General features: G+C 53.9%; 25 protein-coding genes and 1 riboswitch. Of the genes, 17 read left to right on the plus strand and 8 right to left on the minus strand.

Features of this window, described 5'->3' with window-relative positions:
* Positions 1–33: 33 nt before the first annotated feature.
* Positions 34–513: a glutathione peroxidase gene (locus tag ACAF76_RS06715; RefSeq protein WP_400163155.1), complete on the minus strand. Its 480-nt coding sequence runs from the start codon at positions 511–513 to the stop codon at positions 34–36.
* Positions 514–666: 153 nt separating this feature from the next.
* On the opposite strand from ACAF76_RS06715, the gene ACAF76_RS06720 reads away from it, so the two are divergent.
* From ACAF76_RS06720 to ACAF76_RS06735, 4 genes are all read left to right on the plus strand, one after another.
* Positions 667–843 carry a hypothetical protein gene (locus ACAF76_RS06720; protein ID WP_400163156.1) on the plus strand — a complete coding sequence of 59 codons (177 nt, stop codon included), beginning with the start codon at positions 667–669 and terminating at the stop codon, positions 841–843.
* Between the two features lie 3 nt (positions 844–846).
* Positions 847–1,182 (plus strand): YlaH-like family protein, encoded by a 336-nt coding sequence (locus ACAF76_RS06725; protein ID WP_400163157.1) that lies wholly within the window; start codon positions 847–849, stop codon positions 1,180–1,182.
* Positions 1,179–1,451 (plus strand): hypothetical protein, encoded by a 273-nt coding sequence (locus ACAF76_RS06730; RefSeq protein WP_400163158.1) that lies wholly within the window; start codon positions 1,179–1,181, stop codon positions 1,449–1,451. Before ACAF76_RS06725 ends, ACAF76_RS06730 begins: the two co-directional genes overlap by 4 nt.
* Before the next feature lie 195 nt (positions 1,452–1,646).
* Entirely contained in the window at positions 1,647–3,047 is a 1,401-nt protein-coding gene (locus tag ACAF76_RS06735; RefSeq protein ID WP_400163159.1) for a hypothetical protein, read from the plus strand.
* 7 nt (positions 3,048–3,054) lie between these two features.
* Here the strand turns inward: ACAF76_RS06735 and ACAF76_RS06740 are convergent, their stop codons facing one another.
* The gene (locus ACAF76_RS06740) at positions 3,055–3,387 is read right to left on the minus strand and encodes a DUF5665 domain-containing protein (protein ID WP_400163160.1); all 333 of its coding nucleotides are present in this window, start codon (positions 3,385–3,387) and stop codon (positions 3,055–3,057) included.
* A gap of 112 nt (positions 3,388–3,499) precedes the next feature.
* On the opposite strand from ACAF76_RS06740, the gene ACAF76_RS06745 reads away from it, so the two are divergent.
* From ACAF76_RS06745 to ACAF76_RS06755, 3 genes are all read left to right on the plus strand, one after another.
* A complete protein-coding gene (locus ACAF76_RS06745) occupies positions 3,500–3,955 on the plus strand; it encodes a pyridoxamine 5'-phosphate oxidase family protein (protein WP_400163161.1) in 456 nt (151 codons plus the stop codon).
* 106 nt (positions 3,956–4,061) lie between these two features.
* A riboswitch (SAM riboswitch) is annotated at positions 4,062–4,178 on the plus strand.
* Between the two features lie 94 nt (positions 4,179–4,272).
* Positions 4,273–5,439 carry an aminotransferase class V-fold PLP-dependent enzyme gene (locus ACAF76_RS06750; RefSeq protein WP_400163162.1) on the plus strand — a complete coding sequence of 389 codons (1,167 nt, stop codon included), beginning with the start codon at positions 4,273–4,275 and terminating at the stop codon, positions 5,437–5,439.
* Entirely contained in the window at positions 5,436–6,623 is a 1,188-nt protein-coding gene (locus tag ACAF76_RS06755; protein ID WP_400163163.1) for a trans-sulfuration enzyme family protein, read from the plus strand. Before ACAF76_RS06750 ends, ACAF76_RS06755 begins: the two co-directional genes overlap by 4 nt.
* 34 nt (positions 6,624–6,657) lie before the next feature.
* Here the strand turns inward: ACAF76_RS06755 and ACAF76_RS06760 are convergent, their stop codons facing one another.
* Positions 6,658–7,278: a YhcN/YlaJ family sporulation lipoprotein gene (locus ACAF76_RS06760; RefSeq protein ID WP_400163164.1), complete on the minus strand. Its 621-nt coding sequence runs from the start codon at positions 7,276–7,278 to the stop codon at positions 6,658–6,660.
* Between the two features lie 182 nt (positions 7,279–7,460).
* Between ACAF76_RS06760 and ACAF76_RS06765 the strand changes: the two genes are divergently transcribed.
* On the plus strand, positions 7,461–8,795 hold the full coding sequence (locus ACAF76_RS06765) for a PhoH family protein (protein WP_400163165.1): 1,335 nt from the start codon (positions 7,461–7,463) through the stop codon (positions 8,793–8,795).
* Between the two features lie 300 nt (positions 8,796–9,095).
* On the opposite strand, the gene ACAF76_RS06770 is transcribed toward ACAF76_RS06765, so the two are convergent.
* Positions 9,096–9,602: a hypothetical protein gene (locus tag ACAF76_RS06770; protein ID WP_400163166.1), complete on the minus strand. Its 507-nt coding sequence runs from the start codon at positions 9,600–9,602 to the stop codon at positions 9,096–9,098.
* Between the two features lie 63 nt (positions 9,603–9,665).
* On the opposite strand from ACAF76_RS06770, the gene ACAF76_RS06775 reads away from it, so the two are divergent.
* Positions 9,666–10,310, plus strand: coding sequence for an MBL fold metallo-hydrolase (locus tag ACAF76_RS06775; protein ID WP_400163167.1), 645 nt, complete (start codon positions 9,666–9,668; stop codon positions 10,308–10,310).
* A 39-nt stretch (positions 10,311–10,349) separates the two neighbouring features.
* On the plus strand, positions 10,350–11,699 hold the full coding sequence (locus ACAF76_RS06780; RefSeq protein WP_400163168.1) for a CapA family protein: 1,350 nt from the start codon (positions 10,350–10,352) through the stop codon (positions 11,697–11,699).
* Between the two features lie 14 nt (positions 11,700–11,713).
* On the opposite strand, the gene ACAF76_RS06785 is transcribed toward ACAF76_RS06780, so the two are convergent.
* Positions 11,714–12,778 (minus strand): coiled-coil domain-containing protein, encoded by a 1,065-nt coding sequence (locus ACAF76_RS06785; protein ID WP_400163169.1) that lies wholly within the window; start codon positions 12,776–12,778, stop codon positions 11,714–11,716.
* Between the two features lie 130 nt (positions 12,779–12,908).
* Between ACAF76_RS06785 and ACAF76_RS06790 the strand changes: the two genes are divergently transcribed.
* The gene (locus tag ACAF76_RS06790; RefSeq protein ID WP_400163170.1) at positions 12,909–14,033 is read left to right on the plus strand and encodes a class I SAM-dependent methyltransferase; all 1,125 of its coding nucleotides are present in this window, start codon (positions 12,909–12,911) and stop codon (positions 14,031–14,033) included.
* A gap of 59 nt (positions 14,034–14,092) precedes the next feature.
* Here ACAF76_RS06790 and ACAF76_RS06795 read toward each other — a convergent pair whose 3' ends face one another.
* Positions 14,093–14,359: a DUF2626 domain-containing protein gene (locus ACAF76_RS06795; protein WP_400163171.1), complete on the minus strand. Its 267-nt coding sequence runs from the start codon at positions 14,357–14,359 to the stop codon at positions 14,093–14,095.
* Positions 14,360–14,471: 112 nt separating this feature from the next.
* On the minus strand, positions 14,472–15,176 hold the full coding sequence (locus ACAF76_RS06800) for a helix-turn-helix transcriptional regulator (RefSeq protein WP_400163172.1): 705 nt from the start codon (positions 15,174–15,176) through the stop codon (positions 14,472–14,474).
* 285 nt (positions 15,177–15,461) lie between these two features.
* Between ACAF76_RS06800 and ACAF76_RS06805 the strand changes: the two genes are divergently transcribed.
* Both ACAF76_RS06805 and ACAF76_RS06810 read left to right on the plus strand, forming a co-directional pair.
* Positions 15,462–15,839: a Spx/MgsR family RNA polymerase-binding regulatory protein gene (locus tag ACAF76_RS06805; RefSeq protein WP_400163173.1), complete on the plus strand. Its 378-nt coding sequence runs from the start codon at positions 15,462–15,464 to the stop codon at positions 15,837–15,839.
* Between the two features lie 209 nt (positions 15,840–16,048).
* Positions 16,049–16,681, plus strand: a complete 633-nt coding sequence (locus ACAF76_RS06810; protein WP_400163174.1) for an RsfA family transcriptional regulator — start codon at positions 16,049–16,051, stop codon at positions 16,679–16,681.
* A gap of 65 nt (positions 16,682–16,746) precedes the next feature.
* Here ACAF76_RS06810 and ACAF76_RS06815 read toward each other — a convergent pair whose 3' ends face one another.
* Entirely contained in the window at positions 16,747–17,214 is a 468-nt protein-coding gene (locus tag ACAF76_RS06815) for an N-acetyltransferase (RefSeq protein WP_400163175.1), read from the minus strand.
* A 287-nt stretch (positions 17,215–17,501) separates the two neighbouring features.
* Between ACAF76_RS06815 and ACAF76_RS06820 the strand changes: the two genes are divergently transcribed.
* The 4 genes from ACAF76_RS06820 to ACAF76_RS06835 are packed head-to-tail and all read left to right on the plus strand — an operon-like array spanning position 17,502 to position 21,604.
* Positions 17,502–18,848: an acetyl/propionyl/methylcrotonyl-CoA carboxylase subunit alpha gene (locus ACAF76_RS06820; RefSeq protein WP_400163430.1), complete on the plus strand. Its 1,347-nt coding sequence runs from the start codon at positions 17,502–17,504 to the stop codon at positions 18,846–18,848.
* A gap of 36 nt (positions 18,849–18,884) precedes the next feature.
* Entirely contained in the window at positions 18,885–19,097 is a 213-nt protein-coding gene (locus ACAF76_RS06825; protein WP_400163176.1) for an acetyl-CoA carboxylase biotin carboxyl carrier protein subunit, read from the plus strand.
* A 57-nt stretch (positions 19,098–19,154) separates the two neighbouring features.
* Complete coding sequence (locus ACAF76_RS06830) at positions 19,155–20,072, plus strand: hydroxymethylglutaryl-CoA lyase (protein ID WP_400163177.1); 918 nt, start codon at positions 19,155–19,157, stop codon at positions 20,070–20,072.
* A complete protein-coding gene (locus tag ACAF76_RS06835) occupies positions 20,069–21,604 on the plus strand; it encodes an acyl-CoA carboxylase subunit beta (protein ID WP_400163178.1) in 1,536 nt (511 codons plus the stop codon). Before ACAF76_RS06830 ends, ACAF76_RS06835 begins: the two co-directional genes overlap by 4 nt.
* Positions 21,605–21,767: the final 163 nt, after the last annotated feature.

Below are 21,767 nucleotides of genomic sequence, written 5' to 3' on the forward strand. Positions count from 1 at the left end.
AGCAGAGCGGCTTTTTTGTTGCCAAGATGGTCTTTACGCTTGCAGGAGAGCTTCGATGTCGGATGCTAGTTCTTCCGGCTGCACGCGCGGATTGATACGCTTGACGACGTTCCCGTTGCGGTCGAGGAGGAATTTGCCGAAGTTCCATTCAATGTCCTGCTCTTCACCGTTTGGAGCATGTGCTTTCAAGTGCTGGTAGAGCGGGTGGGTGTCTGGACCGTTTACATCGATTTTGGCGAACATCGGAAAGCTGACGCCGTAGTTTCGTTCGCAAAACTCGGCGATTTGCGCCTCGCTGCCGGGCTCTTGTCCAGCGAACTGGTTGCAGGGGAAGCCGAGAACGGTGAAGCCTTTGTCGCGGTACCGCTCGTACAATTCCTGCAATCCCTTGTACTGCGGAGTCAGTCCGCATTGGCTGGCCGTATTGACGATCAGCAGGACATTTCCTTTGTACGGAGCAAGCGTCGTATTCTCGCCGGAAATCGTCGTTACCGCAATATCAAAAATGCTCATGTGCAATCCCGCCTTTTTGTCATTTTTGTCCATCATAGCATGTTCCGGCAACGTCAGACCAGGTGGTGGGTGCAGCCTGTACACTCTTTTTGACAGGCTATTCGCCACCTGATAAAGTGAAAGCATAGAACCTGATGTGGGAGTGGACACAGATTGAAAAACGGAACAGGAGAAATCGGCAGCGAGGTACTGGCCCCATTTCTCGTATCGCTACAGAATCAGCATCTTCCTGAGACGCCGGTGAAGGGTGAAAGCACGTACAGCAAAGCAAACATCTGCCTGCATGGCGTGGATCATCACGGCATGTTCCGGACAGAACAGGAGGTGTAAGGGATGGAATGGCTTCAACTTGCATCGACGTACGACCCCGCCAATCCGGCCCAGCTCTCGGTATACGACAGCTTTCGGGTGTGGGCGGACCAGAACCGTACGTGGATTATTTTCGTAGAATTAATTATTGTCTATTACCTCGGATTTGCCACGACAATTCGCATGCCGATTTTGAAAACAGCACTGCTGCTGATCTTCTTGTTTATCGGCTCGCTCATTTTTGCCGTGTTGGACGGTCTCTTGCCGGTGAAAAGCTCGCTTATGGTGGCGATCGCGATTCTCGTCATCGTCAAGCTGAGGGTTAAGCCGGACCCCAACCAAAGAGGAGGAGTCTCGTGAAGCGCGAAGATGCCTTGTTTAACTGGCTGCAGATTCAAATCGTCGCGGACGCTCGCCCGGATGACCGGTCGGCGCAGGATACGGCATCGTTTTTTCGGGTGATTTTGCAGGAGGACCACCAGATACAGCAACTAGCCTATCGTCGCGAACAGGACTGGTACATACTCACCGGACACACTGCCGAGGAAGCCTTGGAAAAGCGCTACCCTGCGGAGACAGTAGAAGCGCTGCTTATCGCAATCGAGAGTGAACCCCGTTACAACACGTAATGTCAGGCGGAACAAGCCCCGCATGCTTCTGTATCGTTCAGAACATGCCGGGGCTTTTTTCCTGTGAGTGCCGGTCGTGCACCGAGCGAAAAGACCTGGTTTTCTGTTTCGTGCAACCTTTTCTCCCTCCTTTCCGTCAGTGAGACAGTCATCAAACATCAGCGCTTTTTATGGGACATAAGGAGGAACAAACAGATGAAGACATTCCTGAAAAAACCGATTGTGGCGGTTGCGGCAACCGTTTGTCTGATCGGCGGGATTACACCGCTACTGGCAGATGCCAATTCTTCGGCCAGCTCAAGCTATGTAAAGGTAGTGATGAATGAGGAAGGGGACCAGGTAACGCGTTATCATCTGCGGGATCTGGCGGAAAACCATCCTGATGTGCTGAACATGCTGCTGAAAAGCCAGGCAGACCATCTGTACATCATCGTAGATGAGCTGAACCTGGATAAGCATCTGCAGACGTATATGGAAGAACAGCGAGAAGAATGGGAATCAGTGTATCAAAATCACTACAATGACATCTGGCTGGAGGTTCGCTTCAACGATGCCGAGGAGAAACAGCAAATCGTCAGTGCGGAGGCGGAATCGAAGGACGGCAAGGTATACCTCAAGGGAATTGTCACTTCACAAGTAGACCAGGTCGTGGTGACAAAGCCAAATGGCGATACGATTACCGTCAAACCGACGCGTGAACATACCTTTGCGGTCAGCTTTACCGTCGAAAAAGACAGCAAGGAGCAGTATGCGACCGTATCGGCTTACGCTGACACGCGACTGGTCGACCGCCAGAAGGTAAAGCTGGAGGTGCCGGCTGACGAAACGGCACAGCTGCACATTCACAGTCAGGCCGTACTCGACCGCAAGACAGATAAGCTGTTTGTCCGTGGTCTGGTGAAACTGGATGTCGATCAGGTCTATGTATCGTACGAGGGAGCCCGAAAGAAAGCATCTGTGAAAAAGCTGTGGGATGGCGTCGGCAGCTTCAACGTAACCGTGGATGACATCAAGACGGCCCAGACTTCCGACAAGGTGCAGCTGGAGTTGTACCGTGACGGCGAGAAAGTGGGAACGGTCGAGACCGAATTGCAATTCGTCAATGAAGACAAAAAGGAGCCCGTCTACAACTTCGCATTGACCGGAACAGCCGCTGTCATGGATGCCAAAGAGAAAAAAATACAGGTGAAGGGCGTTTTGCAAGGCTATGATCCGAAATCCAAGGCAAGTCTTGCAGTCGTCGTCCCTGCCGGCGTGAAACAAACCGTGAAGCCAAACGACAAAGGGGAGTTTGTCATCAACATCATCCTGGCGAGCAAGAACCGTTCGTTTGAGGGCGATGCAGTGAAGCTGGCCTTGTACGTCGACGGAGAACTGAAGCTGGAACAGTCGATCCCTGTTACGGTTGCGCAAAAAGAAGAGAAGGGCAAACAGCCACCAAACGGAAACGCCTATGGCTATTGGAAAAACAAGGACAAAAAATGGGATCGCGATGATGACGACGATGACGATGACGACAATGATGACGACGACGATAATGATGATGACGATGACGATGATGACGACGACAAACGCAAAGGAAAGAAAAAAGACTGACGCTTGCCTACGGTGAATGGCGATATGATTCGACGTAATCCATGATTTGGCGGATGTAGTCTCCGATGAAGGGAATCGAGAAAAAATGGGAGACGAGCGAGCCAAACACCGCCAAAACAATCGCCGTACCAATCGTTAATCCCAGCCCCCTGGCGAGTCCTGCGAGGAAATTGGTCCACAGCAGCTTGCGGGGGGCTGTATAGTTTTGCACAATATCGGCAAGACGAATATCTTCGAGAAAAAGTGCGATTTTGTCCATTCGCTGGTTTAGTTTGCGGGCTTCCTCCAACTCTGCAAGCAGTCGGTCCATTTTTTCGAGAAGACGGTCAGTCGGTGTCATTGCTTCTCCTCCTTTTCCAATATCTTTCTTTTTCCAAATGTGCTATTGCGATCCAGGCGATCGAGAGAGTAAAATAGACGCACAACCCTTTTCCGCAAAGGAGGGCAGAGGCATGTCAGAAACCATTTCGCAGACGTTGTCGGAAGACCTGTTCTCGCTTTTGCAGAACGAGCGTTTTGTCACCCTCGCCACCATTGACTACGAAACGGGTGCTCCTGCGCTGCACTCCTTGTCCTGGGCGTATGCCGTTACCCCGCAGTTGATTCGCTTTGCAGTGGACAATCGCTCCCGCATCCTGACCAACATCACAAAGCATGCCAAGGTCGCCCTTCATCTGATCGGCGCCGGATCGTCCTATGCGATAGACGGGCTGGCCACGGTGAAAACCCGCCAAATGGATAGCGTGCCGATCAAGCTGGCGATGGCAGAGATGGCGATTGTGTCAGTTCGCGACATTATGTTTTATGGTTCCCGAATCCGTGTAGAACCACAATATGAAAAAACATATGCCCAGCATGCGGCGGAAAAGCTGGATCGCCAGGTAATGACCGCGTTAAAGCAAGGCTAGATCGGTTGGGAATTTTCCAACAAAATTTTTTCAAAAAACACTTGACACAATACAGATTATTCCGATATATTTAGTGTGCATTTAACATGACAACTGAATCGCAATCTTCTTATCCAGAGAGGCGGAGGGACTGGCCCGATGATGCCCGGCAACCAATCACCTATACACGGTGTGATAGTGGTGCTAATTCCTGCAGAGTGGTGACCACTCTGAAAGATGAGAAGGGTTTGCTTACGGAGACGTAACAAAGCCTTCTTTCTTGAAGAAAGAGGGCTTTTTCATTGCCCTCGAAACAGACGAAGGGAGACAGGAACCAGATGCACGTAGAGACAAAGCTGGTACAAGCAGGAGTTGGCAGGGACGAAAAGACCGGTGCGATCAATTTTCCGGTGTACTACTCGACAGCGTACCGTCATCCGGGTGTGGGGGAAAGCACAGGGTACGACTACACGCGCACAGGGAATCCGACGCGGGAGGTGGTGGAACAAACAATTGCCGTCGCCGAAGCCGGTGATGCTGGATTTGCTTGCTCCTCAGGCATGGCCGCCATTCAGACTGTCATGGGGCTGTTCTCCCAGGGGGATCATCTCCTGGTCTCCGTCGATTTGTACGGCGGAACGTACCGTTTGTTCGAACAGCTCCTGACGCGATACGGCCTTTCCTTTACCTACATTGACATGCGCGAGACGGACCGGCTGGCGGAGGCGATTCGTCCGCAGACAAAAGCGCTGTTCATCGAGACGCCGACCAACCCGCTCATGCAGATTGCCGATCTGGCGAAGCTGGCCGACATCGCGCGGCAACACGATCTGCTGACGATCGTAGACAACACGTTTCTCACACCCTGCTGTCAACGCCCGCTGGAGCTGGGAGCGGACATCGTCCTGCACAGCGGCACCAAATACTTGGGCGGTCATAACGACGTCCTGGCCGGACTGATTGTCACCAAAGGTGCTGAGTTGACGGAAAAGGTGAAATTTTTGCACAACACGATCGGCGCAGTGTTGGGTCCGCACGAAAGCTGGCTGCTCGTGCGCGGCATGAAAACGCTGGGGTTGCGTATGGAAAGACACCAGGCCAACGCGCTGCAGATCGCCCGTGTGTTGCGCGAGCATCCTGCGGTTACAGACGTTTTTTACCCGGGATTGACCGATCATCCGGGACATGAGATCCATAATCGCCAAGCTAGCGGCTACAGCGGCATGCTGTCGTTTCGGGTTGCCTCGGCCGAGCAGGTCCAGCCGTTTTTGCAAAGCCTTGGCCTCATCTCCTTTGCGGAAAGCCTCGGCGGCGTAGAATCGCTGTGTACGTACCCGGCGACCCAGACGCATGCCGACATCCCCAAAGACATCAGGGAGGAAATCGGCGTCTGTGATCGTCTGCTGCGGCTCTCGGTCGGGATCGAACATCCAGATGATCTGATCGCCGATCTGACACAGGCTCTGGACCGCAGCCTGGCTGTTGCAGGAGGTGTTGTACGATGAATTTCGCGACGAAATTGCTGCACGGCAGCACGACCCTTGACCCGGCGACAGGCGCTTCGTCGGTTCCGATTTACCAGGCGTCGACCTTTCACCAGGCGGATCTGGAGCAGCCGGGGGCGTTTGATTACGCCCGTTCCGGCAACCCGACGCGCCAAGCATTGGAGGAGGCGATTGCCGCTTTGGAGGGAGGAGAGCGGGGATTTGCCTTCGCTTCCGGGATGGCTGCCATATCCGGGGTGTTCATGCTGTTTTCCGCTGGCGATCACATCGTCGTAGCCGAGGATGTGTACGGGGGCACCTACCGGTTTTTGACCAGAGTGTTGTCGCGCATGGGCATTGAGGTTACGTTCGTCGATACGACCAGCCTCGAAGCGGTACAGGCAGCGATTACGCCCGCGACCAAAGGGCTCTACCTGGAGACTCCCTCCAATCCGACGCTGAAGGTGACCGACCTCGAAGCCGTATGCCGGATTGCAAAGCGGCACGATCTTTTGGTCATCGTTGACAATACGTTTTTGACGCCGTACTACCAGCGTCCGCTGGAGTGGGGAGCCGATGTCGTCGTCCACAGCGCGACCAAATTCATCGGTGGCCACAGCGATGTCGTAGCGGGCCTGGCGGTGACGCGCAGCGCTTCCCTGGGGGAACAGCTCTATTTGATCCAAAACGGCATTGGAGCCGTCCTCGGCGTGCAGGACTGCTGGCTGGTAATGCGCGGGCTGAAAACATTGAAAGCCAGACTCGATGTCAGCAGCCGTTCCGCCGGACAGATCGCGTGCTGGCTGACGCAGCATCCTGCTGTAGAGAAAGTGTATTACACCGGGCTGCCGGAGCACGAAGGACATCTCGTCCAGGAACGGCAGTCGAGCGGACACGGAGCAGTGCTCTCCTTTGACGTCGGCAGCAAGGAGCGGGCGAAGCAAGTGCTGCACAATGCCCGTTTGCCGCTTGTCGCCGTCAGCCTCGGTGCTGTGGAATCGATCCTGTCTTACCCGGCGATGATGTCACATGCAGCGATGCCGCAGGAAGAACGGGAGAGCCGTGGGATTACCGACGGCCTCATCCGGCTTTCTGTCGGACTGGAAGACGTAGAGGACTTGTTGGCGGATTTGGCGCAGGCTTTGCATGACCTGCCGCCTGTGGAACTGGATACGGAAGCGAAAAAGACATTCTCCCGAGCGTAATGCTTGGGCAGAATGTCTTTTTTGGCTCATATCTCTAATGTTGGCGCGTGCGGTTGACGTCGATATCCTGGTTCCCGTGCGGTCTTGCCCTGCCGTTGTTGTTCATGCGCTGTTCGTTTTCGCGCGTCGGCTGCTGTTCGCGCTCCTCCACATGTCGTGGCATTTGCGGGATGATGCGGCCGACAATATCAGCCAGTTCTTCGGCAAAGCCGCTGACGGGACGTCCATTGCGAATGTCTGTAGCCATCTCGCGCAGGCGCTGGTTTATGTCGGCATCCGCAGTGACCGCGGCTCTCGCGCCTGCTGGGTCGGCCTTCAAAGCCTCCGCTACGGAGTATTTGATCACTCCGACCTCCGAGCGGTCGAGATGGGCGTTTACATCGATTCCGACGACCGCGTTCCTGCCGATGACGACCGCGGTTGCTCCCTTCACATTGGGAACTTTGCGAGCCAACTGGACAAGTCTGTCCGCTGTTTGCTGCGAATTTACGTGATGCCCTCGGTTGGGAGCGGTTTGCTGTACCCGCTGTGTCCGGGGCGCATTTTGATCGGGCTGTGGTGCCGCCTGATTGGCTGGCGGATTGTTGTTCGTCGTGCAAGCGGTGAGGACAAGGCAAAGGGTAAGGGTTGCAAGTACGTTCCGTTTCACAGACATTCTCCTTTTCCTGTATTTCCTTACCCGTATTGTTCTCCCGCACCCCCAATTTCATTCTGATGCCGCTCAAGACTATCTGCGGTTGAACCTACATAAACTGGTAATACATCACGTCGGCGCGAAAAAGCAACCTCCTTAAAAACTGCATATCGTAAAGAAGAAGGGTAATAGGAGGCGAGATTTTGAAGAAAATCTACGTACTGGACACCAACGTACTCCTGCAAGATCCGCGGGCAATGTTTGCCTTTGCTGACAATGAAATCGTCATACCAGCTGTCGTATTGGAAGAAATCGATTCAAAAAAGCGGTACATGGACGAAATAGGGCGGAATGCCCGGTACGTGGCACGTTTGCTGGACAGCTTTCGGGAGCACGGACACCTGCATGCCGGTGTTACCCTGGAAACGGGCGGGCTCTTTCGCGTAGAGCTGAACCACTCCTCGTTTCAGCTTTTGCAAAAGCACTTTACGGAGACGACCAATGACAACCGTATCCTGGCGGTTGCGCTGAATTTGCAAGAAGAAGAAAATCGCTCGGAAAACCCGCGCCCTGTCATCCTCGTCAGCAAGGATGCGTTGATGCGCGTAAAGGCGGACGCCCTGAACCTGAAGGCCGAAGACTTTCTCTCCGATCGGGTCGTAGGGGAGTACACGAGCCTGTACACCGGGTACCAGAAAATGCTGGTATCTTCTGATATTATCCAGAGCTATTACACGGCGCGAAAGCTGAACCTGACGGCCTGTTTTCCACAGTATCGCTTTCACCCGCATCAATTTCTCGTCTTGAAGGATGAGCTGAACCCTTCTATCTCCGCGATCGGCAAGGTCGATCCCGAAGGAAAAACGCTGGAAATGCTGATTTCCGATGATGATCCGATCTGGGGAATTCGCGCCCGCAATGTACAGCAGCGCATGGCAACGGAATTGCTGCTGCGCGACGACATTCCGCTCGTCACGATGACCGGCAAGGCTGGAACGGGCAAAACGCTTCTGGCACTCGCTGCCGGACTGCTGCAGATCGAGGACCAGCAAAAATACAAAAAGCTGCTGGTAGCACGACCGATTGTTCCACTGGGAAAAGACATCGGCTACTTGCCTGGCGAAAAGGAAGAAAAGCTGCGGCCGTGGATGCAGCCGATCTACGATAATTTGGAATATTTGTTCAACACGAAGCGTCCGGGGGATCTGGACAAGATTCTCGCGGGGATGGGCAGCCTGCAAGTGGAAGCGCTGACCTATATTCGCGGGCGCTCCATACCTGAGCAGTACATCATTATCGACGAGGCGCAAAACCTGACCAAGCATGAAGTGAAAACGATTCTGACGCGGGTGGGAGACGGCTCGAAAATTGTGCTGATGGGCGATCCTGAGCAAATCGACCATCCGTACCTGGATGAAAGCAACAACGGGCTGACCTATGTCGTCGACGTGTTCAAGGATCAGCGCATGGCCGGACATATCCGCCTGGAAAAGGGAGAGCGCAGCCTGCTGGCGCAACTGGCCGCCGACCTGCTGTAAACGACGCCCAGAAAAAGCGGGCATAAAAACGCAAAAACGGCTCATACTACAACTGTCGAGCCCGATGATTCATGGTGAAACGGCGAAAAGCCTTACAGGAGGCGAAGAACCGTGGATGGTCATGATCGTGCGAGCGACTGTAGTCGATAGGCGGAAAACCGAGTTCTTGCGGTAACTTTTCTCTACATGGAGGCTGAAGTGCCAAAGAGAATAATCGGTAATACCCCATAAGCAATTCGGGCTCGACAAGGACCGCTCCCTATTTGGGAGCGGTTTTGTTGTGGGCTTCAACACAAGCCGTTATGACATTCCGCGATGCAGCCAGCGAAGCGATACGTGATACGCCTTGGCAATTCCTTCTGCCAACTCGATGAGGCTGCTCTCCAGTACCATGACGGCCGGCGAACCGTCCGTCGCTGCGATTTCCCCAATCAGATGCTCGCGAAGCTGTTCGCGTGCTGCCCAGCGATCTTGTGCATCGCCCGCCTCTTGCTCGACAGCAAACAAAGCCACCTGCTCTGCGAATAAATACGTGCGTCCGCTTTGGCTGACAAAGCCGACATCGTCTACCCGTGCAAGCGACTCGCCCTGAGGAATGTAGAGCAGGGTCATTTCCTCCCCGAGCATTTGTGCCTTGCCGAGAATCTGCTTCAGTTCCTCACTCGCATCGGCTTCCTCTACGATAAAAAGCATCCCGTCTCGATCAAAGACATTGACACGATCGCCAATTTTATGTATGACTTGAGCATAGAAGCCGGGAAGTTTGCCTGTCGGCACTTGCATTTCCACACCGTACACGGTTTGCATCAACATCACCACCTGTAGCCTAGTATGATCGTACTTTACCAAAAAATGAAGGAGGTTCCCAGCATGAACCCGCAACTTTCCATTGAAAGCTACGCGCTTGGCGCATTTCAAACCAACGCTTACATTCTGACCAATCCGCAAACCGAAGAGAGCATCGTGATCGATCCGGGTATGGAGCCGGATGTGCTGTTGCACGCGCTGCGCGACAAAAAGGTAGTGGCAATCCTGCTGACCCACGCTCACCTCGATCACATCGGCGGGCTGAACCAGGTCCGCGCTCTGACCAATGCCCCTGTATACATACACCCGCTTGAGCAGGAGTGGCTGACCAATCCCGATCTGAACGGCTCCAGCCGCTGGAACCTGCCGGAACCGATCATCTGCCAGCCTGCTGACCATTTATTGGCTGATGGGCAAGTGCTGCACCTGGCTGGACTGTCGATTAACGTCCTGCACACACCCGGCCATTCTCCGGGAAGCTGCTCGTTTGTAATCGGTCAGATCTGCTTTGGCGGCGACGTTCTGTTTGCCCAAAGCATCGGCAGGACCGATTTGCCCGGTGGAGATTACGAGACCTTGATGAACAGCATCCATGACAAATTGTTCGAATTGGATGATGAAACCGTCGTCTATCCCGGCCATGGTCCGATGACGACGATTGATGCAGAGAAAACGTACAATCCGTTTGTGAATGGCTTGCTGCGCTAAATACACGCCTGAATCAATCAGGAAAAAGGAGCCAATTGCATGACTGGATTACGGCGTACCTGGATTATCGCGGCGATACTGGTCGCAACACTTGCCGCAGCTTGTGCCCCTCTTCGGGAAACGGCCGGGCATGGAACAGCCACCCCCGTGGCTGGCTATGTACCGGAGAAGGAAGGGGGCACAGCTCCGTCAACACAGGCTGATCCCGTGCAGCCCGATGCTTTTAAACCTGCTGACCCGTACAGCAGCACACCCGAGACGAACGAGCCAGAGAGCGGTGACACTGAAGCCGATGGAGAAGATGATTTGTCACGATTTCCCGAAGAGCGTGTGACGCTGATGGCTGTCGGCGACATCATGGTTCACGACCAGCAGTTGGAGGCGTACCGGGACGGTCAGACCGGCAGTTATGATTTCATGCCTTCCTTCGTTCACGTCAAACCGATTTTTCAGGAAGCAGATTGGGTCATCGGCAACCTGGAGACGACGCTCGCCGGAAGCGAAGCCCGCTATTCGGGGTATCCGATGTTCAACTCTCCGGAGTCGCTGGCAGTCGCCTTGAAGGAAATCGGTATGACTGCAGTCACGACTGCCAACAACCACTCGCTGGATCGCAGAGAGCAGGGAGTGCTCAAGACGATCGACCATCTGGACGAGCTGGGAATTCTTCATACCGGGACATTCGCCAGTGCGCAGGCGCGTGATGAGCCGTTGCTTCTGCAAAAAGGCGGGATAACGCTCGCCCTGCTCTCCTACACGTACGGGACCAACGGCATTCCGATTCCGGAGGGCAAATCGTACCTGGTCAACCTGATCGACCCTGCACTGATCAAGCAGGACATTGAGCAGGCGAGGCAAAAAGGGGCAGACCTGGTCGCGGTGGCGCTGCACTTCGGCAACGAATATGAGCGTCTGCCGAGCGCCATGCAGAAACAGACAGCAGAACTATGTCTCCAATTCGGGGCGGACATCATCTTGGGCTCGCACCCGCACGTTGTCCAGCCGTACGAGTGGAAGACCGTGACACGGGAGGACGGCACCGAGCATACAGGCTTCGTCGCGTACTCGCTGGGCAATTTTATTTCCGCGCAGCGGTGGGACTACAAGGATGTAGGGGTGATCCTCAAGCTCGAGTTACTCAAGGCAGGGAAAGGCGAGGTTGTGATCGAAAACGTCGAACTCATTCCTACGTACGTCTACTTTTACCGCAGCAGCGGCAAGCGCAACTACGTCATTCACCCTGTCCCGCACACATTGGAAAAATGGCGAAGCGGGGAAACAGTGCCACATCTGAGCCGGGAAGCTCTCGAGTACATGCAGAAACTGGCCGAGGAAATACCCGCGCACGTTGAGCCTGTCGTAATCGAAGAACAGCAAAAAGCCAGCTAGTCTCTCGCTGGCTTTTATTGCGGGAAAAATCCGAATTGCAGCTTCAAATGCAGCCTCAGTTGTTCGTCGGCGAGCGTCAGTCTCTCGACGAAGACGTTGGGGGAAATCAGCTCCGGGTAGAAGCCGAGGTCGTACATCTTCTCCATCTCCTCGACAGTCGCTTGCGGCAATTCAAAACCGTCGAAATGCAGGGAGTTGATGTGAAATTTCAGATGAGTGGGCGAGACGAGCTCGTAGTTGCCGGTAATTTTGAGCTGCATGTGATCGTAGCTGCCTTCGACGATGAGCTGATTGTCTTCGAAAACGAAGCGGGATTGTTCAAACAGCTCGTTTTTGCTGGCCAAAAACTGGTTGAAATCGTCCTGGGTGATCGTAAATGTATGGGAAAACAGTCCGTTGGAACGAATTCGTTCGCTCGTTGCCAGTTCCGGTACTTGCAGCATGACCTCGGAAAGCGTGGCAAAAAACTTTTGGAAAGCCGGCAGCCCGCGCTTTTGCCAGTCGATCAGCAGATGGTCCATCAACGCTTGTACACTGCTCGGATCGTCGAGCATTTGCACGTTCCGTTCCTTCTCCGCCTGAACCGCCAGCATTTCCGCCAGACGCCCTTCGTACGTCTTGCGCAGGGTAGCGAGCGTTTCCAGCCGCTCCGTCTGCTCCGTGCGCATCGCGTTCATCTTTTCCTGCTCGGTGTGATAGGCTTCCAGCCGGTTCATGTCACGCTGATACAAGAATTGATAAAAATCAAACATCAGCAATAGCTGATTGAAGTTCTCGGCTTCGAACAACAACGTCAATAAAGTGGGACGCTCCCCGGTGTAATAGGCGTGGGCGACCTTGCCGGCCTGACGCCGCAGCGCCTGTATTTTCAATTTTTGCCGCTGCAAATCTATTTCCAGACGGGCGATGTCGCTGTTTGTTTTGGCTTCTTCTGCTTTGATGCTCTGAAGCGTTCGTTCCAGCTCTTTTTGCGTGAGGTGCTGCTGCAAGATGATTTGCTCCAGCGGAACTGACTGCTCCTGTGCCGACGCAGTCACAGGCAGGGCGATGAGCAACAGGACGAGCAGAATTTTTCGCATAGTTTCACCTTTTGTCGTCGTGATCGGAAAGAGAATTACCGGGAAATGGAACTTTCCTCTCCACATTGTATGACTTCTTCTCGTATTATAGCCTTATAGGTGCGAATTTGGGTAGCAGGAGAAGTGACAAATGGACCTGATCGAAGCAATCCGGGAAGAAATCAGCAGAAGTACGGAGCGGGCAATACCATTTTCCCGCTACATGGAGCTGGCTCTCTATCACCCCGAATGGGGGTACTACACGGTAGATAGCCAGAAGGTAGGAAAAGAAGGGGACTTTTATACCAGCGCAACCGTTCATCCGGTCTTTGCGGAGACGCTGGCGGATGTCACAGCCAGGATGTGCGAGGCAGCAGGTCTTGCGTCCCCGGCACTGGTGGAGATCGGCGGAGGGACGGGGGCGATGAGTGCGGCGCTGCTCGCTCATCTGCGGGAAAACCATGCCGGGCTGTACGGGCGGATGAAGCTGGTTATGATCGAGACGAGCCCGTACCATCGCGAGCTGCAGCGGGAAAAACTGGCCGAGCACAACATCGAAAAAAGATGGTACGACTCTCTCGCGAAAGCAGCAGAAGCAGAGCGAGTCGAGGGAGTGGTGCTCTCCAATGAATGGCTGGACGCTTTTCCTGTCCACATCGCGAAAAAGGGAAACAAGGGCTGGCAGGAGCTGTGGGTCAAGTGGGAAGAGGGCAGCTTTGTCGAATCGTTTGGTGAGGTGACGGAGGAGCTGGCAGCAGAAATCGAGCGACTGAAGCTGGCCAAAGTCCCGTCCGGCGTTCGCATCGAGGTCAATACGGGGATGGAACAGGCGGCGCACGACCTCTCCCGGCTGCTGCAAAAAGGCTACGTGATCACGATAGACTACGGTGACTTGCAGGAGGAGCTGTATCACGAAAGCCGCAAAGACGGCACGCTGATGTGCTTCTATCGGCATCAGACCGGCATGAGTCCGTACGAAAACGTGGGGCGGCAGGACATAACGGCCCACGTCAATTTCAGCGCCTGGATGGAGTACGGCGAAAAGGCAGGCCTGCATACGTGCGCCTATATGCGGCAGGATCAGTTTTTGATCCGCAGCGGCCTGTTGGAAAAGGCTGTCGCCCACAATGACCGCGACCCGTTTCAGAGCGAGGCGATGAAGCGCAATCGGGCGATCAGGCAGTTGATTGATCCGGGCAGCCTGGGCGGACGGTTCCGCGTCCTGGTCCAGTCCAGACAAGTACCTCCGCATGCGCGCGACCTGTTTTGCATCTAATCCGGAAAACAAAAAAAGATGCCCGTTTGCGCGGGCATCTTTTTTGCTGTTGCATGCTGTTACATGATCATGTTCAGCAGGGCGTGATCTTGTGGACCTACCGGCATTACGAAGAACGTATAGTAGGTAAATCCGACAAATGACACGAACATGAAGCCAAAGAAAATGTTTAAGTACGTTCGCTCAGTAAGATTCAGGTAGCTGAGCGCTACAAAGAAAGCTGTCAGGGCAAAGAAAATGAGTGCCATCGGGTAAAGTTGTGCCCAGAAGGCCATCAAAGCGATTACAATCGTCCAATACCCCAAGACGCGATACATACGATCCATCCGTATCCCCCCTTTTCGCGTAATCGGCAATATTTACAAGATTCCTTTCCCATTATATAGGACAGGTGAACAAGTGTAAACGGGAAGCTATGACGGTTTTTTTAACAAGTAACTAATCGCAGCGAATCAGCGTGTAGTTACACGATTGGCAACCCTTTTGCATCGATTCGTCTTCGCGTAATTCAATGTTCCCCAAATACGTTTCAAATATTCCTGTCAAAAGGGCGTTGTGCATTTTGCATATGGAGCTGGGGTACTTCTTGGCGGAGTCGGAGAAAGTGCAATTATGCACGCGAAAGCGCAAGCATCCGTTATTGAGCAGCTCGATTTCCGGGCGCAGTCCCTGAGCGACGACCAGCCGGTTGATGTGGCCCAGCTTTTCTTCCATCGACAGCTCGGGCAGATTGATCCGCTCCTGGGCAATCGCTCGTTTTGCCATCTCGGTACCCATCCGGTAGCCCATCGTAATCAGTGCATCTTTCCCCGCCTCACCGAGTGAGAGCAGACTCTCGATCGCAATGTCGGCGAGCAACTGGTAGTCGCGTGGAGGGAATTGCAGGCTGACGACCTGGTCGGACAAAGAGTACAGGCGGCTTGGACGTCCTCCTTTGCCGCTTTTGTCTGTAACTGATATGAGGAGATTGACGTCTTCCAGCTTCGTCAAATGAAGCCTGGCCACGTTGGGGTGGATGGAAAAATGCTCGGCGATTTCCTGTACGGTAATCGGCTGTTTGCTGTTGGCCACATATTGATATATGGAAAAACGGGTGGGGTCCGCTAAAGCACTGGTTAATTTGTGAGCATCATCATATTGCACGGCCTGGTCCCCCCTTTTGGTATCAAGACATTGACAAATCACTATAAGTGTATCCGATTTTTCGCATGATGTTAAGGATGTAGTGTGTTGCCAGCCAGATATGCCCATTTCCGTTCCGATTTTTTAGATTAACTACTATTGACATAGTGTTAACTGTGCATATATAATCCGAAGTAAGAAATATTTTTATTAGCTTACTTTTATATAGTAACTTGGACTTTTATTATAATGCAACAAGCAATAAAAGGACCAGGGTTGCAAAGATATGGAACGGAGGGGTAACCAATGGCAGTTGCTGAACGTACGCGAACACAAAAAATTACGTTTTTTACGTATCCGAGCTGTACCTCATGTCGTAAGGCAAAAGCATGGTTGTCAGAAAACGGAGTGAACTACGAAGAGCGTCATTTGTTTAAAAATCCGCCGACAGCAGAAGAGCTGATGGATATCATCAAAATGACTACAAACGGGCTGGACGAGATCTTGTCGACGCGCAGCCAGCGTTTCAAAAACCTCGATGTCGACATCAATGAAATGTCGGTAAAAGAGCTGCTGGAATTGCTGAGTGAAGAGCCCCAGTTGCTCAAACGCCCGATTTTGACAGACGGAGAAAACCTGATTGTGGGCTACAACTCCTCTGCGATGAAAAATTTGCTTTCCTAAAAAAGGAGCCGGTCGGCTTCTTTTTTTTGCCTGCATAGGCTTCCCGACTGTCGCAGCCCACTTCCGGCTGGGATATAGAAAGGTTTCTTCCGTTTAAACATGTATTCGCTTGGACATACTTTTTCTAGTAGAAAGCGATTCTACAAGAGTAGGGAAAAGCATAGGATGAAGTACATCATCCTTTTTTAAGGTTACGGGAGGGACTTATTATGGTAGCTTCCAGACAAGACGCTTGGACTGAAGACGACGATCTCGTATTGGCAGAGGTTACACTGCGTCACATTCGCGAGGGTGGCACACAGTTGGCCGCGTTTGAAGAAGTCGGACAACGGCTGGGAAGGACTGCTGCTGCTTGCGGTTTTCGCTGGAACAGTTGTGTGCGCAAGCGTTACGACGCGGCGATCATGATAGCCAAGAGCCAACGCCAGCAATTGAAAAAGATGGGGAGGATCGTGACCCCTACCCCGGAAGAGGCACAAGCTGTTTCGGTGCCTTCGAAAGAACCGGTCCTGCCGCAACGTGCCTCCCAGCAGACAGGTGACGAGGAGGTGCAGATTGAAGCGGTCATTCGTTCGCTTCAGCAACACAAGGAACTGTTGCAGCGCCTCAAGCAATTGGAACAAGAGTTGGAAGGAAAAGAATTAAAAATAAAAGAATTGGCGGAAACTGCGCAACGTGCCAAGAAGGAGCTGGAGCAGGTGCAAGGGGTAAACGAGGACTACCGGGCGCTGTTGCAGATCATGGAGCGGGCTCGCAAGCTGGCCTTTTTGCAGGAAGAGGATTCGTCCAAATCTATTTTCAAAATGGACGAAAACGGAAATCTGGAGCGTGTGGAGAAGTAGGACAAAATATAGATAAAAAAAGAAGCGGTAGTTCCGCTTCTTTTTTTGTGTCCGCTTGATGCGACCTAGTCCTGCAAAGCAACACCCTCAGGCAGCCATACATAAGGGTTTTCGCCGCGGTCGCGAATCGGGTTGTATTTTACAGGAGTAAAGCCCATTTTGATCCAGAAGTCGTCTGCACGACAACGGGAGTTGGTCTTGATCGGGGCGCCGAAGCTTTTTGCGTGCTTCACCAGCGCGGTTCCGTAGTCCTTTTTGCGGTAGTCGGGCAAAACCTCCAGCTTCCACAGCTCGTAGTAATCTTGAGCTGGCTGGAAGTAACGGTCGTACTTCCCATCGATTTTGTAGAGGCTCATCCGGGCCACCAACAAATCGTTGTCGTAAATGCCGTAAAAAGGAGATTCCGAGTCGTTCTCGACGATGTTTGCCTCCAGATCTTCCTTCATGGAAAGCTCCTCCAGGCCAAACTCGCGAAACTTCTGGAATTCCTCCAATGTTTTATAGTTGATTTGCAAACGCTTAACTTCAAACATGGGTTCGCCACTCCTTTCAAACGCTTTGCCTTCCACAGCCCTTTGGCTTATCTACATTATACACCATTCTGCTCATCCGGTAGAGGTTTTCTTCACGAATCGACAAATAGCCGGACAGGAAATGTTTGCGTTATCATGGTAAAAATTTAAAAATTATCCTAGAACTATGACAGCGCTCATGGCAAAATAGAAGAAGCAGCAAACGCGAATACTCGGGAAATTCCAAAGATGTGAACGCTTTCAAATGTCCTTCATACCTGAAAACAAAGGAGGTCATGTTCATGCTTATGCGTAAGGTTTTGATTGCAAACCGCGGCGAGATCGCGAGGAGAATCATTCGAACGTGCAAGGCTCACGGAATCGCGACGGTAGCTGTATATTCCGACGCTGACCGGAATATGCCGTTCGTGCGGGAAGCGGATGAAGCCTTGCACATTGGTCCGCCCCCTGTGCCGCACAGCTATTTGAATGTTGAAGCGATCATTGCGGCTGCCAAACAGAGCGGTGCAGATGCTGTTCATCCCGGGTACGGATTGCTGTCAGAAAATGAAGCCTTTGCCCGCCGCGTGCGGGATGAGGGACTGGTGTTCATCGGTCCGACACCGGAAGTGATCGGCCAGATGGGCGACAAGCTGACCGCTCGAAAGCTGATGAAGCAAGCCGGTGTCCCTGTCGTGCCGGGCAGCGAACAAGCAATTGCCACGGCGGATGAAGCGGCTGCGCTGGCGGCGGAGTTCGGCTATCCGGTGATGCTCAAGGCGAGCGCTGGCGGCGGCGGCATCGGGATGCAGATTTGCCGCGAGGAAGCAGAGCTGCATCAGGCTTTTCAGACAGCGCGCAACCGCGCCAAAGCGTACTTTGGCAATGACGACATGTACGTGGAAAAGTACGTGGAAAAGCCGCGCCACATCGAAGTGCAGATTGCCGCCGACCAGCACGGAAAGGTAATCCACCTGCTGGAACGGGAGTGCTCGATACAGCGCCGCCACCAAAAGGTGATTGAGGAAAGCCCCTCTCCCTTTTTGGACGACGCGCTGCGGGAACAGCTTTGCCAGGCTGCGGTCAGGGCAGGCGAGGCAGTCGGCTACACCGGCGTAGGGACGGTCGAGTTTATCGTCGACCAGGAGAAGCATTTTTACTTTCTGGAAATGAATACCCGCTTGCAGGTGGAACATGCGGTCACCGAAGAAATGATCGGCATGGATCTGGTCGCGCTGCAGTTGGAGATCGCCAGCGGAAAGCCGCTTACCATCCGCCAGGACGATGTAAAAGCCGTCCGGCATGCGATTGAACTGCGGGTGTACGCCGAAGATCCGGTCAGCTTTTTGCCGTCACCGGGAACGATCACCTTGTACCAGGCGCCGCGCCTGGACGATGTGCGCATCGACGACGGGGTGGAGAGCGGGACGCAGGTGACGCCGTTTTACGATCCGATGATTGCCAAGGTGATCGCCTCCGGTGCGACCCGACAAGCCGCTATCGAGCGGGCGCGTGAAGCGATCGGGCAATACATGATTACCGGAATCAAAACGAACATTCCGTTTTTGCTGGATGTGCTGCAAGACGAGCAGTTTGTCCAGGGGAACTACACGACGTGGTTTGTCCAGGAACGCATGTCTAAAACAGTGAAATAACATACGACGAAATGTCAAATAAGGAGTGGGGATTCGATGAAACAAGTAGCAGCGAATATGGCAGGAACCGTTTTTAAGGTGCTGGTGAAGGCCGGCGATCAGGTCAGCGCCGGGCAGGATGTCATCGTCCTGGAATCGATGAAGATGGAAGTGCCGATTGCCGTACAGGAGGCAGGACGGGTGAGCGAGGTCAAGGTCCGGGAGGGCGACTTCGTCAACGACGGAGATATTATCCTCGTAGTGGAGTAACCCCGTTTTTTGTATGTTTGCCAACTGAGCGCTCGCTTGGAAAGGGGGGCATAGTGCGTGAAGGTAAAAATTGTCGAAGTCGGCCCGCGCGACGGTTTGCAAAATGAAACCGAAATTTTGCCGACCGAGGTCAAGATTCAACTGATCCACAAGCTGGCTGGGGCGGGGCTCACGTCGATCGAGGCAACCTCTTTCGTCAGTCCCCGCTGGATTCCCCAACTGGCAGATGCTGAGGAAGTGCTCACGGGCATCGAGCGAAGGCCGGGAGTCGTCTACTCCGCTCTCGTCCCCAACCTGCGCGGACTGGAGCGGGCGCGGGCGAGCGGGCTGACCGAGGTCGCGGTGTTCATGTCTGCGTCCGAGACACATAATCGCAAAAACATCAACAAGTCGATCGAGGATACGTTGCCCGTTTTGCAGGAAGTCACTCGGGAAGCAATCGCCCTCGGCATGCGGGTACGCGGCTATGTATCGACCGTGTTCGGCTGTCCGTATGAAGGCAAGGTGCCGATCGAAAACAGCCGCAGGATTGTCCGGGAGCTGCTCACGATGGGCGTCTATGAGGTCTCGCTCGGCGATACGATCGGCGTGGCTACCCCCAAACAGGTGCTTGAGGTTTGCGAAGTGCTCGCCCAGGACGTGCCAACCCGGCAGTTGGCGGGTCACTTCCACAATACGAGGGGCACCGGACTGGCCAATGTACTGGCTGCGCTGGAAGCGGGCATTCGCACGTTTGACAGCTCGATTGGCGGCTTGGGCGGTTGTCCTTACGCTCCAGGGGCTGCAGGGAACATTTCCACAGAAGATTTGGTATACATGCTGCACGGCATGGACTACGACACCGGGATTGACCAGACCCGTTTGCTGGAAGCGGGCCTGTACGTCCAAAAGCAGCTCGGCCGCGAACTCGACTCCAAGGTGCTGAAGGCACACCAGGTGGCGAAGCAATTCGACGAAATAGGAGGGTGCAGATGAGCAGAGGAAATGCGGAATTGGAAGCAAAAATAGCAGAGGTCATGCGAGGCGGGGAAGACAAGTATCACGCCAAGCTCAAGGAGCAGAACAAACTGTTTGTCCGCGACCGCCTGCGCCTGTTGTTCGACGATGAGTCTTTTGTCGAGGATGGCCTGTTCGCCAATGTGCAGGCAGGCGACCTGCCGGCAGATGGTGTGGTCACGGGAATGGGCAAAATCAACGGACAGACAGTGTGCGTCATGGCCAACGACTCCACTGTGAAGGCCGGCTCCTGGGGAGCGAGAACGGTCGAAAAAATCATTCGCATTCAGGAAACTGCGGAAAAGCTGAGCGTGCCGCTTGTCTATCTCGTCGATTCGGCAGGCGCGCGGATTACCGATCAGTTGGAAATGTTCCCCGGACGCCGGGGCGCAGGACGCATTTTCTACAACCAGGTGAAGCTGTCGGGCAAAGTCCCGCAGGTGTGCATCCTGTTCGGACCGTCGGCTGCCGGCGGTGCCTACATCCCGGCTTTTTGCGACATCGTCATCATGGTCGAGGGCAACGCCAGCATGTACCTGGGCTCACCGCGCATGGCTGAAATGGTCATCGGCGAAAAGGTGACACTCGAAGAGCTCGGAGGAGCGCGGATGCATTGTTCGGTCAGCGGCTGCGGTGACGTGCTGGCCGCTACTGAGGAAGAAGCGATCAGCCAGGCGCGTGCGTACTTGAGCTTCTTTCCCGCCAACTTCGCGCAGCGCCCGCCTGTCGCATCGTCGCAGCCCCCGCTTGCGACGGCCAGACCGATCAGCGAGATCGTCCCGGAAAACCAGAACGCCCCGTTTGACATGCGCGAATTGATTACAGCGCTGGTGGATGAGGGATCGTTTTTTGAGATCAAAAAGCTGTTTGCGCAGGAACTCATCACCGGACTTGCCCGCATCGACGGCAAAGCGGTGGGGATTATCGCCAACCAGCCACGGGTAAAAGGAGGCGTCCTGTTTGTCGATTCGGCTGACAAGGCCGCGCGCTTCATTACCCTTTGCGACGCGTTCGGGATTCCGCTGCTCTTTTTGGCAGATGTGCCCGGATTTATGATCGGCACTGCGGTCGAGCGGGCCGGGATCATTCGCCACGGCGCCAAGATGATTTCCGCGATGGCGGAAGCGACCGTACCGAAACTTTCGGTCATCGTGCGCAAGGCGTACGGGGCAGGTCTGTATGCGATGGCAGGCCCGGCGTTTGAACCTGACGTATGTCTCGCCTTGCCGGGAGCGCAGATTGCCGTCATGGGACCGGAAGCGGCGGTCAATGCCGTCTACAGCAACAAAATCAATGAGATCGAGGACGCGCAGGAACGCCAGGCGTTTATCGCCCAAAAAAGAAAGGAGTACCAGGAGGACATCGACATCTATCTGCTGGCCTCCGATCTGATCGTTGACGCGATCGTTTCTCCGGACCAACTTCGCTCCGAGCTGATCTCGCGCTTTGCGGTATACGAAAGCAAACACCAGGTGTTTTCCGTACGAAAGCACCCTGTCTACCCGGTATAGACGTTTACACACACGGACTGTCTTTCGCCCTCGAAAGCAGTCCGCCTTTTTGTCCCGGCCAAAAGCAAAAAGAACAGCGCAAGGCAATGGGTATCCAGCAGCAAATTTTGCGATAATTTCGATACTTTTTCGTGCCAATCAATTGCTCATTCTCCTAAACTCT

It is taken from the genome of Brevibacillus sp. TJ4 (assembly GCF_044627595.2).
Classification (GTDB): domain Bacteria; phylum Bacillota; class Bacilli; order Brevibacillales; family Brevibacillaceae; genus Brevibacillus.